At 56.5% G+C, this 15,008-nt stretch carries 18 protein-coding genes; 11 read left to right on the top strand and 7 right to left on the bottom strand.

Annotated elements, in window-relative coordinates; all coding sequences use genetic code 11:
* Positions 1-100: 100 nt before the first annotated feature.
* Complete coding sequence (locus tag WBM93_RS13760; RefSeq protein ID WP_424432433.1) at positions 101-700, bottom strand: TlpA family protein disulfide reductase; 600 nt, start codon at positions 698-700, stop codon at positions 101-103.
* Between the two features lie 16 nt (positions 701-716).
* On the opposite strand from WBM93_RS13760, the gene argH reads away from it, so the two are divergent.
* The 5 genes from argH to WBM93_RS13735 are packed head-to-tail and all read left to right on the top strand — an operon-like array spanning position 717 to position 4,933.
* Positions 717-2,093, top strand: a complete 1,377-nt coding sequence (argH, locus tag WBM93_RS13755) for an argininosuccinate lyase (RefSeq protein ID WP_424432448.1) — start codon at positions 717-719, stop codon at positions 2,091-2,093.
* Between the two features lies 1 nt (position 2,094).
* Positions 2,095-2,346: a hypothetical protein gene (locus tag WBM93_RS13750; RefSeq protein ID WP_424432432.1), complete on the top strand. Its 252-nt coding sequence runs from the start codon at positions 2,095-2,097 to the stop codon at positions 2,344-2,346.
* A gap of 31 nt (positions 2,347-2,377) precedes the next feature.
* On the top strand, positions 2,378-3,637 hold the full coding sequence (gene lysA, locus WBM93_RS13745) for a diaminopimelate decarboxylase (protein ID WP_424432431.1): 1,260 nt from the start codon (positions 2,378-2,380) through the stop codon (positions 3,635-3,637).
* Between the two features lie 49 nt (positions 3,638-3,686).
* On the top strand, positions 3,687-4,463 hold the full coding sequence (locus tag WBM93_RS13740; protein WP_424432430.1) for a siroheme synthase: 777 nt from the start codon (positions 3,687-3,689) through the stop codon (positions 4,461-4,463).
* Positions 4,460-4,933, top strand: coding sequence for a DUF2721 domain-containing protein (locus tag WBM93_RS13735; protein ID WP_424432429.1), 474 nt, complete (start codon positions 4,460-4,462; stop codon positions 4,931-4,933). Before WBM93_RS13740 ends, WBM93_RS13735 begins: the two co-directional genes overlap by 4 nt.
* 305 nt (positions 4,934-5,238) lie before the next feature.
* Here the strand turns inward: WBM93_RS13735 and WBM93_RS13730 are convergent, their stop codons facing one another.
* Positions 5,239-5,784 carry a hypothetical protein gene (locus WBM93_RS13730; protein WP_424432428.1) on the bottom strand — a complete coding sequence of 182 codons (546 nt, stop codon included), beginning with the start codon at positions 5,782-5,784 and terminating at the stop codon, positions 5,239-5,241.
* A gap of 50 nt (positions 5,785-5,834) precedes the next feature.
* Between WBM93_RS13730 and WBM93_RS13725 the strand changes: the two genes are divergently transcribed.
* The 4 genes from WBM93_RS13725 to WBM93_RS13710 all read left to right on the top strand — a co-directional run bounded on the left by WBM93_RS13725 (position 5,835) and on the right by WBM93_RS13710 (position 9,474).
* Positions 5,835-6,590 carry a TlyA family RNA methyltransferase gene (locus WBM93_RS13725; RefSeq protein WP_424432427.1) on the top strand — a complete coding sequence of 252 codons (756 nt, stop codon included), beginning with the start codon at positions 5,835-5,837 and terminating at the stop codon, positions 6,588-6,590.
* A gap of 75 nt (positions 6,591-6,665) precedes the next feature.
* Entirely contained in the window at positions 6,666-7,832 is a 1,167-nt protein-coding gene (locus tag WBM93_RS13720; protein WP_424432426.1) for a mechanosensitive ion channel family protein, read from the top strand.
* A 109-nt stretch (positions 7,833-7,941) separates the two neighbouring features.
* Complete coding sequence (locus tag WBM93_RS13715; protein ID WP_424432425.1) at positions 7,942-9,120, top strand: acetyl-CoA C-acyltransferase; 1,179 nt, start codon at positions 7,942-7,944, stop codon at positions 9,118-9,120.
* A gap of 60 nt (positions 9,121-9,180) precedes the next feature.
* Positions 9,181-9,474, top strand: coding sequence for a putative quinol monooxygenase (locus WBM93_RS13710; protein ID WP_424432424.1), 294 nt, complete (start codon positions 9,181-9,183; stop codon positions 9,472-9,474).
* Here WBM93_RS13710 and dgcA read toward each other — a convergent pair.
* From dgcA to WBM93_RS13695, 3 genes are read right to left on the bottom strand one after another with little or no spacing between them, the layout of a single operon-like run.
* Complete coding sequence (gene dgcA / locus WBM93_RS13705) at positions 9,471-10,451, bottom strand: N-acetyl-D-Glu racemase DgcA (RefSeq protein ID WP_424432423.1); 981 nt, start codon at positions 10,449-10,451, stop codon at positions 9,471-9,473. The two genes, WBM93_RS13710 and dgcA, sit on opposite strands and share 4 nt — an antisense overlap.
* A 35-nt stretch (positions 10,452-10,486) precedes the next feature.
* Positions 10,487-11,899: a putative O-glycosylation ligase, exosortase A system-associated gene (locus WBM93_RS13700; RefSeq protein WP_424432422.1), complete on the bottom strand. Its 1,413-nt coding sequence runs from the start codon at positions 11,897-11,899 to the stop codon at positions 10,487-10,489.
* Entirely contained in the window at positions 11,892-12,059 is a 168-nt protein-coding gene (locus WBM93_RS13695) for a hypothetical protein (RefSeq protein WP_424432421.1), read from the bottom strand. The genes WBM93_RS13700 and WBM93_RS13695 overlap by 8 nt, the downstream gene beginning before the upstream one ends.
* A gap of 109 nt (positions 12,060-12,168) precedes the next feature.
* Between WBM93_RS13695 and WBM93_RS13690 the strand changes: the two genes are divergently transcribed.
* Both WBM93_RS13690 and WBM93_RS13685 read left to right on the top strand, forming a co-directional pair.
* On the top strand, positions 12,169-13,401 hold the full coding sequence (locus tag WBM93_RS13690; protein ID WP_424432420.1) for a TIGR04063 family PEP-CTERM/XrtA system glycosyltransferase: 1,233 nt from the start codon (positions 12,169-12,171) through the stop codon (positions 13,399-13,401).
* Between the two features lie 37 nt (positions 13,402-13,438).
* Entirely contained in the window at positions 13,439-14,446 is a 1,008-nt protein-coding gene (locus WBM93_RS13685; RefSeq protein WP_424432419.1) for a hypothetical protein, read from the top strand.
* Positions 14,447-14,452: 6 nt separating this feature from the next.
* Here the strand turns inward: WBM93_RS13685 and WBM93_RS13680 are convergent, their stop codons facing one another.
* Complete coding sequence (locus WBM93_RS13680; RefSeq protein WP_424432418.1) at positions 14,453-14,689, bottom strand: hypothetical protein; 237 nt, start codon at positions 14,687-14,689, stop codon at positions 14,453-14,455.
* An 88-nt stretch (positions 14,690-14,777) separates the two neighbouring features.
* The coding region (locus WBM93_RS13675; RefSeq protein WP_424432417.1) for a hypothetical protein at positions 14,778-15,008 on the bottom strand (231 nt) is incomplete at its 5' end.

The following is a 15,008-nucleotide window of genomic DNA, read 5'->3' as shown; positions in this document are numbered from 1 at the left end:
GAGAATAGCGGAATTCGTTACGAACACAATCGGCTCTGCTGTCGAAACGGATCGACCCAGATCAGTTTGACCTGATTTGCAGGACTCGCTGTCGTAAAAATCAACCTTCTGCCAGTGTTTCTGCCAATAAGGTGGCAGCTTTGGCGCCATCCCAGTCCATCGCGCCGATTACCCGCCAGACTTCTTTGCCCCTGGAATCATAAAGCACCGTGGTTGGCATCAGGCCCGAACCAAAGCCGAAACTCAAACCGTTTTCGGGGTCGACATAGGGCTCCAGCGACCTGAAATCATTGCGCGCGAAAAAGGGTGTGACTTTTTCCGCGCCCTGAATGTCTTGCGACACTACCAGCACTTTCAGCCTGTCTTTCTCGCGCATCGCCAGTTCATCGAGCATCGGCATTTCAACGATGCAAGGCGCGCACCATGTCGCCCAGATGTTCACCAGCACGGGTTTTCCGGTGAAATCGCTCAATCGCACCGTGCTTCCGTCCGGCGCCTGAAATGGTGTGTCGACCATGGCGGTGCCGCGTCGGGATATGTCGAGTTTGCCGACCAGACCCTGGCCGCTCTCGATGAACTCGCCCTCATCTCCGGTTGCGCTGCCAGCAAATTCTTGCTCCGCTTCGCCGGAGCCTCTATCGCAAGCAGCCAAGCCGGCAAGCATGACAAAGAACAGGACATTACGCATCACAACAGGCACGAAAAATTCCAATATCATGTGGGGCGGCAGATTTGCCGATGGCCCTTCGTCAATCATGCGCGAGATAAACGCGTCGATCCCGTTCGACAAGAAGTTATGGCGGCACGATATTCGCGCCAGTCTGGCGCATGTCGCGATGTTGGCGGATCAAGGCATTGTCGAGGCGGAAGATGCGACGCAAATCATCAACGGCCTGAATCAAATTGCCGGGGAATATGAAACCGGTGGCGTCACTGAAGATCTCGACCTCGAAGATATTCATATGCACGTGGAAGCGCGGCTAGCGGAGATCGTCGGTCCGGTAGCAGGCCGCCTGCATACTGCGCGCTCCCGCAACGATCAGGTGGCGACCGATTTCCGGCTCTGGGTGCGCGAAGCGATTGATATGGTCGACAGCGCACTGGCTGCCTTGCAAAAGGCGCTGGTCGATCGTGCCGAAGAACATGTCGATACGATCATGCCGGGCTTTACCCATCTGCAATCGGCCCAGCCGGTGAGTCTCGGCCACCATCTGATGGCTTATTACGAAATGGTCAGAAGAGACCGCTCGCGCTTCGCCGCTGCGCGGCAGCGGATGAACGAATCGCCGCTTGGTGCAGCGGCGCTGGCTGGTACGGGATTTCCGATTGATCGCGACAAAACAGCGTCGATTCTGGGTTTTGACAATCCGACGGGCAACAGCCTCGATTCGGTTTCTGACCGGGATTTTGCGCTCGACTATCTGATGGCAGCAACCCAGTGCAGCTTGCATCTTTCCCGGCTCGCGGAAGAATTCGTGATCTGGGCGAGCCAGCCCTTCGGTTTCGTCAAACTTCCCGACAGCTTTTCGACGGGTTCCTCGATCATGCCGCAGAAGCGAAATCCCGATGCCGCCGAGCTTGTGCGCGGCCATTCGGGGCGGATTGTCGGTGCGATGACGGCTCTGGTTATAACGATGAAGGGCTTGCCGCTTGCCTATTCCAAGGACATGCAGGACGACAAGCCGCCCGTGTTCGAAGCCCATGACTTGCTCGGCCTGTCGATCGCCGCGATGACCGGCATGGTTGCCGAAGTGGAATTCAGCGGCAGCCGGATGCGGGCGCTGGCCGAAGCGGGGTTCTCGACCGCGACCGATTTCGCTGACTGGCTGGTGCGGGAAGTCAAGTTGCCGTTTCGCGAGGCCCATCATGTTACCGGAACGGTGGTGTCCCTCGCCGAAGAGAATGGCTGTGGCTTGGCCGATCTCACGCTGGAACAATATCAGGCTATCGATGACCGGATTGATGCCGGTGTTTTCAGCGTCCTCAGTGTCGACGCCTCGGTCGCCAGCCGATCCAGCTATGGCGGGACGGCACCCGATCAAGTAATGGCTCAGATTGTAAAGGCCAAAAAAGCGCTGGGGCTGGAGAGTTGAAATGAACAAGTTCCAATCGATACTGTTGCTGACCGGCGCCACCGTCATACTGGCCGCCTGCGGCAATCGCGGTGCATTGCAACCTGCAAAGGGTGAAGCCTTGCCTCCTCCCATTTACGGAGAGGCGAAAGCACCCAGCGGGGAAGACCTGCTGGTCCCGTCAACTCAGGCCGTGCCGGAGCGTAGCGACGAACTGCTCCGCCGCTCGGAAAAACGGCAGGATGACGAATTCGATCTGCCGCCTCCCGGCTAGTTCCGTTTCACCCGTTTGAAAGTAAAAGATATTGGACCATTTCCAGCTCAAAAATGGAATATTGCACGCGGAAGATATTCCGCTGTCGAAGATTGCGGAAGAAGTCGGGACACCGGTCTATGTCTATTCGCGGGCGACGCTCGAGCGACACGCACGTGTATTTCGTGAAGGATTGCAAAATGCGGGCAAGATCCATCTCGCCTTTGCGGTGAAATCGAATCCCAATCTGGCGGTTCTCCGGATATTGGCCAATCAGGGTTATGGAGCGGACGTGGTCTCCGGCGGCGAGTTGCAGCGCGCGCTTGCAGCGGGGATGAAGGCCACAGACATAGTCTTTTCCGGAGTCGGCAAGAGCCGTGAGGAATTGACCCTCGGTCTCGAGGAAGGCATCGGCCAGTTCAATCTGGAATCGGAAGAAGAGGGCGCGATGCTTGCAGCAATAGCCGCTTCCCGCGGCGAACAGGCATCGGCGACCCTGCGAGTCAATCCCGATGTCGATGCGGGCACGCATGCGAAGATTTCGACCGGCAAGAAGGAAAATAAATTTGGCGTCGCGATTGATGTCGCACCGGATATTTATGAGCGGCTTTCCAAGCTCTCGGGACTGAACTTGCGCGGCGTTGCCGTGCACATCGGCAGCCAGTTGCAAAATCTCGAACCGCTCGAAAAATGCTATGCCAGAATGGGCGAGCTCGTGATGCTTTTGCGCGGTGCCGGACATGTCGTAACCCATGTTGATCTGGGCGGCGGGCTGGGTGTGCCTTACAAGCCGGAAGACAATCCGCCGAGCCCGGCTGAATACGGCGCGATGGTCGCACGGGTGACCCAGGATTGGGATGTTACCCTGATGTTCGAACCCGGACGGGTCATCGCAGGAAACAGCGGTGTCATGATTACCAAGGTGATCCGGATCAAACCCGGGGTGGATAGTGATTTCGTGATTGTCGATGCGGCGATGAATGATTTGATGCGGCCAGCGATCTATGATGCCTGGCATGATTTCGAAGCGGTTGAGCCGAGCGGCGAGACGATGGTTGCTTCGATTGTCGGACCGATCTGCGAAAGCAGCGATATTTTTGCCAAGGAACGGGTTGTCGACCGCGTCCGGACCGACGATCTGGGAGTTTTTCGTACGGCCGGAGCTTATGGCGCGACAATGGCGAACACCTATAACAGCCGGCCTTTGGTGCCGGAAGTACTGGTCGATGGCGATCGCTATGCGGTGGTAGCCGAACGGATTGAACCGGCGACAATCATGGCCGCCGAACATGTGCCGGACTGGCTGAAATAATGTGTCACGCCGGTTCGCGCCAAGGTGACCAACTCTATTGGTGGATGCGATGAACCAGTTGCCGATTTTTCTGAATATGAAGGACCGCAAAATTCTTCTTCTGGGTGATGGGGAAATGGCCGATGCAAAAAGACGGCTCTACGAGCGCGCCGGAGCGGAAATCACAGATGATGAATATGCCGGTGAACTAACACTGGCGGTTGTCGCGCTTGAGAATGATGAAGAGGCGACCGCGGCTGTCGCGCGACTGAAAGCAAAGGGTTTGCTGGTGAACGCTGTCGACCGGTCCGCGCTATGCGACTATACTACGCCTGCAATTATTGACCGCGACCCGGTGCTGATTGCTATCGGTACGGGCGGGGCTTCGGCAGGGCTGGCCAAAGCGTTGCGGCAACGGCTGGAGCAATTGCTCCCAGCCAGTCTGGGAACGCTGGCTTTGGCGTTGTTCAATGTGCGGGAAAGGATACAGCAGATATGGCCGGACGGCGCGACGCGCCGAAAGGCTATCGATGCGGCGCTTGATCCCGATGGCCCCCTTGATGTTATGGCCGATCACGCAGTGGATGACCTGGAAGCATGGCTCGACCAACCGCATCGACAGGCGCGGTCGCAAGTGATTGATCTGGAGCTGGCCAGCGCGGACCCCGATGAGCTCACCCTCCGTCAGGCGCGGTGGCTGGGGCAGGCAGACCAGATTTTTGCCAGCAGTGATGTGCCGGAACAGGTTCTGGCCCGCGTGCGCGCTGATGCCGAGCGTTACACTCTTTCGCTCTGGGACGAGCAGCCGACGACCGGATTGGCGCTACGGATCAGGATGAAAACATGAACGGATTTTCCCAAATCGCCGGTGCCGATATCGTCACCGTGCTGCAAACCGCGCTGGCTCCGGCATTTCTTCTTGTCGGTATCGGGGCCATGCTCAACCTGTTTGCAAGCCGGCTCGCGCGGATCATCGACCGGTCGCGCGATCTCCAGGAGCTGTTCAAATCCACCAAGGGTCCGGACCATGACCTTGTGGTTGCGGAACTCGGAGACTTGCAACTGCGGATAAAGATCGTCAACAGCGCCATATTTCTGAGCGTAATCAGCGCCATCATCGCTTGCGGCTTGATCGGCCTGCTGTTCATCATGGAGATGACCGGTGTCGACCTTTCTCTGGTCGTTGCGATCGCGTTCGTCGTTGCAATCAGTCTGCTTTCGGTCGCTCTGGTCCAGTTTCTGCGAGAGGTACGGGTAGGCATTCGCGATTTTATGATCCGCGAGGAATATCTCGAAAGATCAGATAGACGGAAATGAAAAGAGGTTGCCGATCCATCTGGACCGACAACCTCTGAACATGGGTCAGCGGTAGGAAGTGCCGCTGCCGGGTTGCCTGAAATCTAAATCAGATTCGCCCCCCGAACGGATTTTTCCGACCCCTGTGCTGAACCATGAGACATCGGACCACCTCCTTTCGCTTGTGAATATAATACGAACTGTTGCATTGAATCATTCTCCGCTGTTCGACGCTATAAATGTGAATCAAATCGCACTTCTGATCAAGTCTTGCATTTTATTTTTTTGCTGTCACAATTGCGCGTTCCGGCCTGATCACAAGCGGATCAGTTACGGCAATCTTCCACCACACGACTGAATTCGGGCCAGACCGGGATCGCGAGCGATTGCAGGCCATCAGTTTCGACGGCAAAACGGCCGCGACTATAGGCGATACGGTCCATCATCATATCGCGCGGCGCCACCGAAATGGCGACATAGTTCGGCGTTCCACCGCTATTGCTGGCGGGATAGGATTGCAGGCCGGCGCTCGCACGCAAAACCATAGTGGCCCTGTCCCCGACCGTGCCGGAGCGCGACAGAAACAATTGTCGACGCGATAGTTCGCAGCGGATGATGAGTATGGCGTCTCGATCGGATTGACCAAACAGGGCCAGCGAACCCCGATCATCCTTTCGATAGACCCACTCGCCGGGAGTGATCGGCCAATCAATCCACTCTCCTTGCGGCTGCGCCGGTGCCGCGGACGGTGCTGCGACCGGCTTGGTTGGTTGTGGGACGGGCGCTGGTTCCGGCGGCGCAGTCGAGCAAGCCGCGAGAACGAGCAGAGGAAGGGTCAAAGCCAAGGGGCGCGTGATGGAAATGATTTTCATAATAAAGGGATATGGCCAAAACTGCAGTGCTACGCTAGTCCTGATTTACCATGCCCCGGTCTGAACCCAAAGTCGTGAAACAACGCGTTGATCAGATACTGGCAGATCGTGGTCTCGCCGATAGCCGGGCCAAGGCGCAAGCCTATATTATGGCGGGCCTGGTCACCGTTGCGGGCAAGAAAGTGGACAAACCAGGACATAAGATCGCGCGCGACGCACCGATCGAACTCAAGGGTAAGGACCATCCGTGGGTGTCCCGCGGGGGCATAAAGCTCGATCACGCGCTGCAACATTTTGGCATCAACGTCACCGGTATGGTTGCGATGGACGTCGGCAGTAGTACCGGCGGCTTTACCGATGTGCTGCTGACCGGGGGTGCGGCAAGGGTCTATGCCGTGGATAGCGGCACCAACCAGCTTGCGTGGAAGCTGCGTCAGGATGACCGGGTCGTTGTGCACGAACAAACCAGTGCCAGGATCCTCACCGACCGGCATATTCCGGAAGAAGTCGATATCATCGTCTGCGATGCCAGTTTCATTTCATTGGTCAAAGTACTTGAGCGACCGCTTGAATTTGCCAAAGCAACCGCAAAACTGGTTGCGCTGGTAAAGCCGCAATTTGAAGCCGAGCGCAGCGACGTCGGCAAGGGAGGGGTTGTGCGAGACGACGCGGTTCGCCAAGCGGCCTGCGAAAAAGTGAGGGACTGGCTGATTGAATCCGGCTGGGATATCCTGGGAATCACCGAAAGTCCGATCACGGGACCCAAGGGCAATGTAGAATTTCTTATCGGTGCTCAAAAAACGTGAACCCGGCAACCGCAGCGGTGCGGACTTTGATCACACGGGTTGTTATTTTCGGCACTTCTCCCTAGCTGGAGCCCTATGACAAAAACATCAGAACCCGCTCTCGTTCCGACCGTCCCGGATATTGGCACGTCTATCCAGCGGATGACCCTCGACGGGTCGCGTTGGCTGACAGACCATTATGTGGAACTGACTATCGCAGCCGTTATCGGCACCGCAATCTTCTTCCTGCTCGGTGCGATCAAGCGTCTTGCCGCACGCTATGTCCGCAAGAATCAGGGCCTGACCGGATATCGTACAATCATCGGCACGGCGATTTCCCGAACCAGCAAGTTCTTCATGTTGATGGTGTCAGCCGAGCTCGTCGTGACCTTCGCCAGCGCGCCATCCAGCTTCGATCGCGTGGTGCATGTGCTGTTCACGATATCGGTGGTGGTACAAGTCGCCATTTGGCTCCGCGAGATCATTCTGGGACTTATTGTGCGCCGGACATCGCAGGATCCTGACCAGCACGAAACGCTGGAAAATGCGATGACTTTGATCCGCTTGCTGGTCACCTTCGTGCTCTTTGCAATCGCCGCGATCATGATCCTCGACAATCTGGGTGTAAATGTAACCGGTCTGATCGCAGGTCTGGGGGTCGGCGGTATCGCGATCGGTCTCGCCGCCCAGGGTATTTTTTCCGATCTGTTTGCGGCGCTTTCGATTATTTTCGACAAGCCGTTCCGCCGCGGAGAAACAATCACTTATGACACTACCATTGGCACAATCGAGAAAATCGGACTCAAAAGCACAAGATTGAGGGCGGTAACCGGTGAAGAGATTATCATTTCGAACACCAATTTGCTGGACAAGGAAATCGTCAATATGACCCGTCTGGCAAGACGGCGGACACGCTTTGGCATTGGTGTCATTTATCAGACAAAGCCGGCTGATGCGCGCCGGATTCCCGGCCTGCTCAAGAAGATCGTCGAGAAAAACGAAGCGGTATTCATCCGCTCCGGCTTTGTCGGCTTCGGCGATAGCTCGATTAATTTCGAACTCGATTTCGATATCATGAGCAGCGATTATGAAGTCGTCTATCAGGGACGCCATAAAATCGGGCTGGCGATTTTGCAGACATTCAACGAAGAAGGTCTGGAATTTGCCTATCCGACGCAAACAACCTTCACCGCCGCTCCGGATGGCGAAATGATCCTGCCCTATCCCGAGGGCGGATATGCTGTTCCGCAGAGCAATGACTAGCGTTACGTAACGGCAGCGCGATCCCGAAAAAATCCCTTGTTAATTGACCAATTAATCGGGACAATAGGAGTCAAAAGCGACTCCGATAGCAATTATAAGGAATATCATCATGCGTGACGCCGTCATCGTTTCCACAGCCCGTACACCCATAGGCCGCGCCTATAAGGGTGCTTTTAATACGACAACCGGTGCAACACTTGGCCACTATGCCGCAAAAGCGGCCGTCGAAAGAGCGGGCATCGACCCTGGTACGATCGACGATGTTGTCTGGGGCAGCGCCTTGCAGCAGGGATCGCAGGGCGGCAATCTTGCCCGCCAGGTCGCGTTGCGTTCAGGATTTCCTATCGAAGTTCCCGGTATGACAATCGACCGGCAATGTTCTTCCGGCCTGATGGCGATTGCCACCGCGTCCAAACAGGTCACGCTCGACCGGATGGACGTAGTTGTCGGCGGCGGACAGGATTCAATCTCGACCGTGCAGACTGCAGAAATGCGCGTGCAACCTGACCGTGAACTGATGAAGATGCATGCCGATATTTACATGCCGATGCTCCAGACCGCCGAAGTGGTCGGTGAACGTTATGGAATTGGCCGCGATGCCTGTGACGAATATGCCCTGCAGTCGCAAATGCGCACCGCAGCTGCTCAGGAAGCCGGTCATTTCGATGCTGAAATCGTCGAAGTCACGACCAGCATGGGCGTGCAGGACAAGGAAACCAAAGAAATTTCCCACGTCGAAGTCACCATCAGCAAGGACGAAGGAAACCGCCCTTCGACCACGCTTGAAGGTCTGCAGTCACTCAAGCCCGTACTCGGACCTGACAAGATCATCACTGCGGGTAACGCATCGCAGCTTTCCGATGGTTCGTCTGCCAGCGTCGTGATGGAAGCAAAAGCGGCAGAGAAAGCCGGACTGAACCCACTGGGCCGCTATGTAGGCATGGCTGTCGCAGGCACGAAGCCTGATGAAATGGGCATTGGTCCGGTCTTCGCGATCCCGATGTTGCTCGAGCGCTTTGGTCTGAAAATGGATGATATCGGCCTGTGGGAGCTCAATGAAGCGTTCGCCGTGCAGGTGCTCTATTGCCAACAGAAGCTCGGTATTCCTGGCGAGCTATTGAACGTCAACGGCGGCTCGATCTCGATCGGACACCCTTATGGCATGACCGGCGCTCGTTGCACCGGCCACGCCTTGATCGAAGGCAAACGGCGTGGCGCGAAATATGCGGTTGTCACGATGTGCGTTGGCGGTGGACAGGGCGCAGCCGGATTGTTCGAGATTTTCTAGCATAACGAAGAACGGGCCGGCGAGGGATCGCTGGCCCGTATCAATCAAGGAGAAGATACCATGGCATCAATAGGCGTAGTCGCAACATTGACCGTCGCAGAAGGCAAGAATGCCGATTTTGAAGCGGCTTTTTCCGAGCTTATGGCAGCGGTTAGCGCGAACGAACCGGGCAATGAATTTTATGCGGCATTTCAGTGCAAGGACAACCCCCAGCAATATAAGGTGCTTGAGCGCTATATCGATCAGGCCGCGCTGGAAGCGCATGGCAAATCGGATCATTTCCGGGCGAGTGGTCCAAAGCTCGCGCCTTGTATGGCCGCCGCACCCGTGATCGAGTATCTGGACGGAATCTAACTTGCTCTTTCCCGGGGGAATATTCTGCCGAACTCGAACTGGAAAGCATCGTCACGGTCTTTCGCGAGCAGAAGGGGTCCGTCGAGATCGACCCAGTGCGCGAGCTGCGCCAGAGCGAAAGCCGGCCGAATTCCCAGCGATGTCGAGAGCATACAGCCGACCATGATTTTCATATTCATGGCCTGGGCCGCCTGAGCCATCGCTATTGCCTCGGTTAGTCCGCCAGCCTTGTCGAGTTTGATGTTCACCGCATCATAAAAGGGTGCAATCCTTTCGATATCGGCGCTGGTGTGGCAGCTTTCATCCGCACAGAGCGGCACCGGTGACCGCACACCGCCGAGAAGATGATCCCTTCCGGCGCTGACCGGTTGCTCGATCAGTTCGACTGAATATTGCGCCAGCCGCGCAGCTTCGGCAGCAATGTCGAGATCGTTCCAGCTTTCGTTGGCATCAACGATGAGGCGGGCAGCTGGCGCACCGCGATGGACAGCAGCAACCCGTTCATGATCGTCCTGACCCGACAATTTCAGTTTCAGCAGCTTTTGCCCGTTGAACGCGGCCTGGCGAGCCTGTGCTTCCATGATTTCCGGCTGACCGAGCGATATGGTGAAGGCGGAGATCAGGGGGGCGGGTTCGGGCAGGCCTGACAATTCTGCCAGGGACTTGTTTTGTTGTCGGCATTCCAGATCCCAGAGCGCGCAATCAAGTGCGTTGCGGGCGGCGCCACGCGGCATGTTCTGCAGCAGAGTCGCATGATCAAGTTCGGGATAACTGGCGGAAAACTGCATGATGTTTTTCGCACATTCTTCGGCGCTTTCACCCTCGTAATATATCGGTGTCCCCTCTGCCGTGCCTGTATGAAAGCCGTCCGAAACTTCGCACCGCACGACATCGACGTGAGATTTGGCACCCCGGCTGATGATGAAATAGCCGGCGACAGGCCATCGTTCGACAGTGACGGAAACAGTGAGTGCCATGCCCTGCTCCTACTGCGCGCCGGCGAAGGCGTCACTCAATTTGTGAATGGTAGGCGCGATGGCGGCGATGGTTGCGGTTTTGCAGTCCCAGTCAGTTGTTTAGCGATCGGCTGCCACCGAGATTCTGCTGACCGGCGTGTCATATATGTGTCGAGACCGATCTGCAGCGCAACCAGCATGTAGACAAATGGCTGGAACGCGATGCCGACGAATAATGCCCCGACGAGAAAAATCACATGACCGTGTTGCAAGGCAATGGCGAGGGGGGCCACCCACTGCTCGCCCTGCTTTTCGGATTTCGCATATTTTCGTCGCAGCAGTTCCATACGCCAAAGCCCCCCGACATGGATGATCAGCCATAAGATCAGCCCCGGATAGCCTTGTTCGCCGAGCATTTCGAAATAGCTGCTGTGAAAGGCGCGCGATTCATCCTCGACAAGTCGTGCGTCGACATCGTCGGGATCGATGCCCCAGTCCTCATATTGCGCGACGTCCACTTCCGACAATTCGTATGTCAACTTGTTGATCCGGTAGACGTCAAAACCGCCTCCAAACGGGTGTTCGCTGACATAGCCCAGTGTCCACCGCCAGACTGCCAGCCGAGTTGATGCGGATTGGTCCGCTTCGTAATTTTCGATCGTTGCCATGCGTTCGGTGAAGCTTTGTGGCAGGAACGGAATCGACAAGAGGCCTAGCGCAATCGCGATGCCACCGTAGATTAATCGGAAACGGACGAAACGCAATTGCAGCACCGCCCAGACCCCGATGCAGACGAGGCCGGTGCGCGCCTGTGTCCCAATGGGGATGAGCAGGGCGGCAAAGATCAGGGCATAAGCAAAAATTTTCACCCGCCAGTCGGGCGGGAAAATTGTCCCGTGATTGGCCAGCCATAGGATCAGCGGGATGATACAAATGGCAACCGTCGAAATGATCGACCCCTCGTACAGGCCGGCGTTATTGTCGACCAGCAGCACAAGGACGCCATAGCCGCCCCCCGACGCCAATGTCTTGATCCCGCCGGTGATGATCAATGTCCCGGCGCACAACACCATGAACAGGGCAAGCGCTTCAAGCCGCAATTTGGTCTTTAAGGTCAGCGGCAGGAATATCGCGAAGACCAGAGCCTTCCAGACCCAGTCCCACTTTTCCAGTGCCGCGTCCGGTACCTCCGCCTGCAACGTGGTATATCCGCAATAGACGAGCAACAGGACCATCATCGCCTGGCGGATTGAAAAACGGCTGTCCTGCTTGTTGTCCGCAAACATGTAGCCAAGGAAGGCCAGGGCGAACACGACTAGCGACAAAGGCACGGAGTTGAGCATGAAATAGCTCAGCCGCTGCGGAGCCACAATATCGACATAGGCGTAGATCAGGGTGAACAGAAACGGGCGCTTGAAGGCGAGGAACAACAGCGCCAGGAGATATCCGACAAAGAAGAGGTCACGCATCGGAGCTTGATCCGTCGATGGAGGGTCGCTTCAGGAAACCGCTTGGTTCCTTGTCGCGTTCCGGGGGGTCTTCGACATCAAGGTCGTCGCGATGGATGAGACGCCAGGCTGCGATCAGCAGCAAGCCATGCGTTAAAGCGATAGAAAAATTGTCTATCATCTAACCAATCCATCCCGGCACGAGCGGCAAAAGCGCACTCTTCTATCTTCGCGCGATACAGACATTGGGTTGACGGGACGTTAATCCTTTTTTGGCAAGGCTTTGTGCCATGACGCGTATTCTGCACATTCTCGATCACAGCCTGCCCCTGCACAGCGGCTATTGCTTCCGCACACGCGCGATCATGAAGGCGCAAATTGCCAGCGGACTGACGGTCGCGGGCGTCACCGGCGTTCGCCAGAATCAGCATGGTTATGTCGCGAAACAGCCGCTGGAAGTGGCCGATGACCTCCAGTTCTTCCGCACATTGGCTCAGGTTCAGGGGCCTTCTCCGGTTCGTGAATGGCGGGAAGTTTCAGTGTTGGCAGAGCGAATCGAGCGAGTCATCCACGAGTGGCAGCCGGATATATTGCACGCCCATTCGCCGGCGCTCAACGGACTGGCTGCCTTGCGTGCCGCCGAAAAATCGGGATTGCCGCTTGTCTATGAAATACGGGCTTTCTGGGAAGACGCCGCCGTCGGCAATGGCACGGGCAGGGAAAATAGCCCGCGTTACTGGTTGACGCGGCAACTCGAGAATCATGTCATTAACGGCGCGGATGCAATTGCGGTGATCTGCGAAGGATTGCGGTCCGATCTGATGGGACGGGGTGTGAAGTCCGACAAAATTACCGTCTCCCCCAATGGTGTCGATCTCGACCTGTTCGGGGAACCACCGGCGCGCGATGAAGGATTCCTGGCCGAGCTGGGTTTGACAGGGAAACCGGTTCTGGGATTTATCGGCAGCTTTTACGACTATGAAGGTCTCGACGATCTGATCGCGGCCCTGCCACTGCTTCAGCGTTCCCATCCGGACGTGCATTTGCTGCTGGTCGGCGGCGGTCCAATGGAGGATGCGCTGAAGGCGCAGGCGGATCGAATGGGGGTCGGGTCAGCCATTACTTTCACCGGTCGCGTGCCACACGCGGAGGTCGAACGATATTATGGCCTGATGGATATCATGGTCTACCCGCGCAAGGCGATGCGGCTTACTGATCTCGTGACCCCGCTCAAACCGCTGGAAGCAATGGCGCAGGGACGGCTTGTGGCGGCATCCGATGTCGGTGGTCACCGGGAGTTGATTGCCGATGGCGTCACGGGCACTCTTTTCCAGGCTGGCGACCCGGGGAAAATCGCGAAAAAACTGGCCAATCTGCTCGATGATAGCGAATCATGGCCACAAACTATTGATGCAGCACGGAAATTTGTAGAGGCGGATCGTAACTGGTCGTCAAACATTTTGCGTTATGCTCCTGTTTACCAAAGGTTGATCGCGCGTAAATCCTATGATCGCGCGGCTTGAGATGGTGGAGAATGATGTGGACTTGATAGAGCAGGATATGGCTCGGTTTAAACAGCCCGCAATGGCCGTTGCGGGAGGTATTGCGGCAGCGCTTGTGATCGCTACATTGCCCCACGTCTATCTTGAAAACATCATCGGTGCGACCGGACTTTCCGAATTCATGCCTGCTGCCGCGCCGCCTTTGGGAAATACGGCGCGCGGCTTGATTGCCGTAACGGCAGGCCTGATTTCGATGTCTGCACTTTATCTGATTCTAAACCATAATATGAAATCTCTGGAAGGAGGCTCCGATATGAGCTTGGCAATTCGCAGAAACCTGACGCCGGAATCGATCGACGACGTGCAGGAAGGCAAATCACGATTTACCGTACCTAAGCTGAACCTGTCGGCAAAATCGCTGACCAGGTTTCTCAAAAAACCTAAAAAATCTGCTGGCCAGGTGACAGAGCTGGAGGATCTGCCGGATGTAAGATCTGCAGACAGTCACCCCGACGCTCCCGCGCGCCATCCGATCTTTGCATCCTCTGATCTGGGAGCGCCGCTTGCCGATAAAATCAAGCAGTTTGACCCGTCAGAGACTGACCAAGATCACGTTGAGCCTGCCGAGCAATCGGTTTCGCCGCCCGCAACGCCCGGCCCGTTCGTTGCCGACAAGATACTGCATTCTCCGGCCGAAGCAGATCCGACGCCTGTCCAGTCCGATTGGGGTTCTCAAGCTGACGAAATGGCCGCTCCCCGCGAGGATCTGGCCGCTATGTCACTGGCTGAGCTTGCCGATCGGCTGGAAGCGGGTCTTCGCCGCCTGGAAGCGCTGGAATCGCGTGGACAGGCTGCTCCGCCCCAAGAGTTCCCGGTGGCGTCTCCGGACGCCGAAGAAACGATCCCATTGGCGCAGAAGTCCGAAGAACCTGCTCCAGTTTCCATCCCGCCGCTGCGGTCCGTCGATTCCGCTGACATCAATATCCAGGATAATCGGCAAGCGGATATGGACGCTGCCCTGAAGGCCGCGCTCGGTACTTTGGAGAGAATGACTGTCCAGCGTTAATCGGTTCTATTCATGGACGGGATCGATGATCGAGAGGGCTTCGACCAGCAAGCGAGTTTTTGATTGTTCGGTGACCAATATATCGGCGACAAAATGGCCAGGAATTGAATATTCATGAGCTGGCAGTAGCTTGGCCAGATTGTCCAAATCAGCAAGATCGACTGCGCCCGTCCAATTCACAGTCAAGCTGTGCCGCGTCCCGGCAAAGGTGATGCTTGCCCAGGGCCGCTCTCGTTCTAGCATGACGCTGGCCCGATCGCCGGCCAAAATTTCAATCTGACTGGCAAGTACCGAACCAGGGTCTCGCCGACAGGTGTTTAACTGCGCTGGATCAACCGGCATGGTTTGCCCGCCATATATCCATGAAATGCTCCACCCGGTGCGATACTGCGTTTCCCGGTTGGCGCCCGTTACGCAGATCCTGGACAAAGCGTGGATCGCTCACAGACAGCCGACCGAACTTGGTCCACGGCATGTCGGTTTCGTTCAGAAATATTTCGATCTTTCGCAACAATGGCACCGTCAATCTCCTTTCGCTGCCCGTCGCCAGAAACAGCGACTC

It is taken from the genome of Parasphingorhabdus sp. (assembly GCF_049667325.1).
Taxonomy (GTDB): domain Bacteria; phylum Pseudomonadota; class Alphaproteobacteria; order Sphingomonadales; family Sphingomonadaceae; genus Parasphingorhabdus.
The sequence above is the reverse complement of the archived record's forward strand: the minus strand, read 5'-3'. Positions and strand labels throughout refer to the sequence as shown.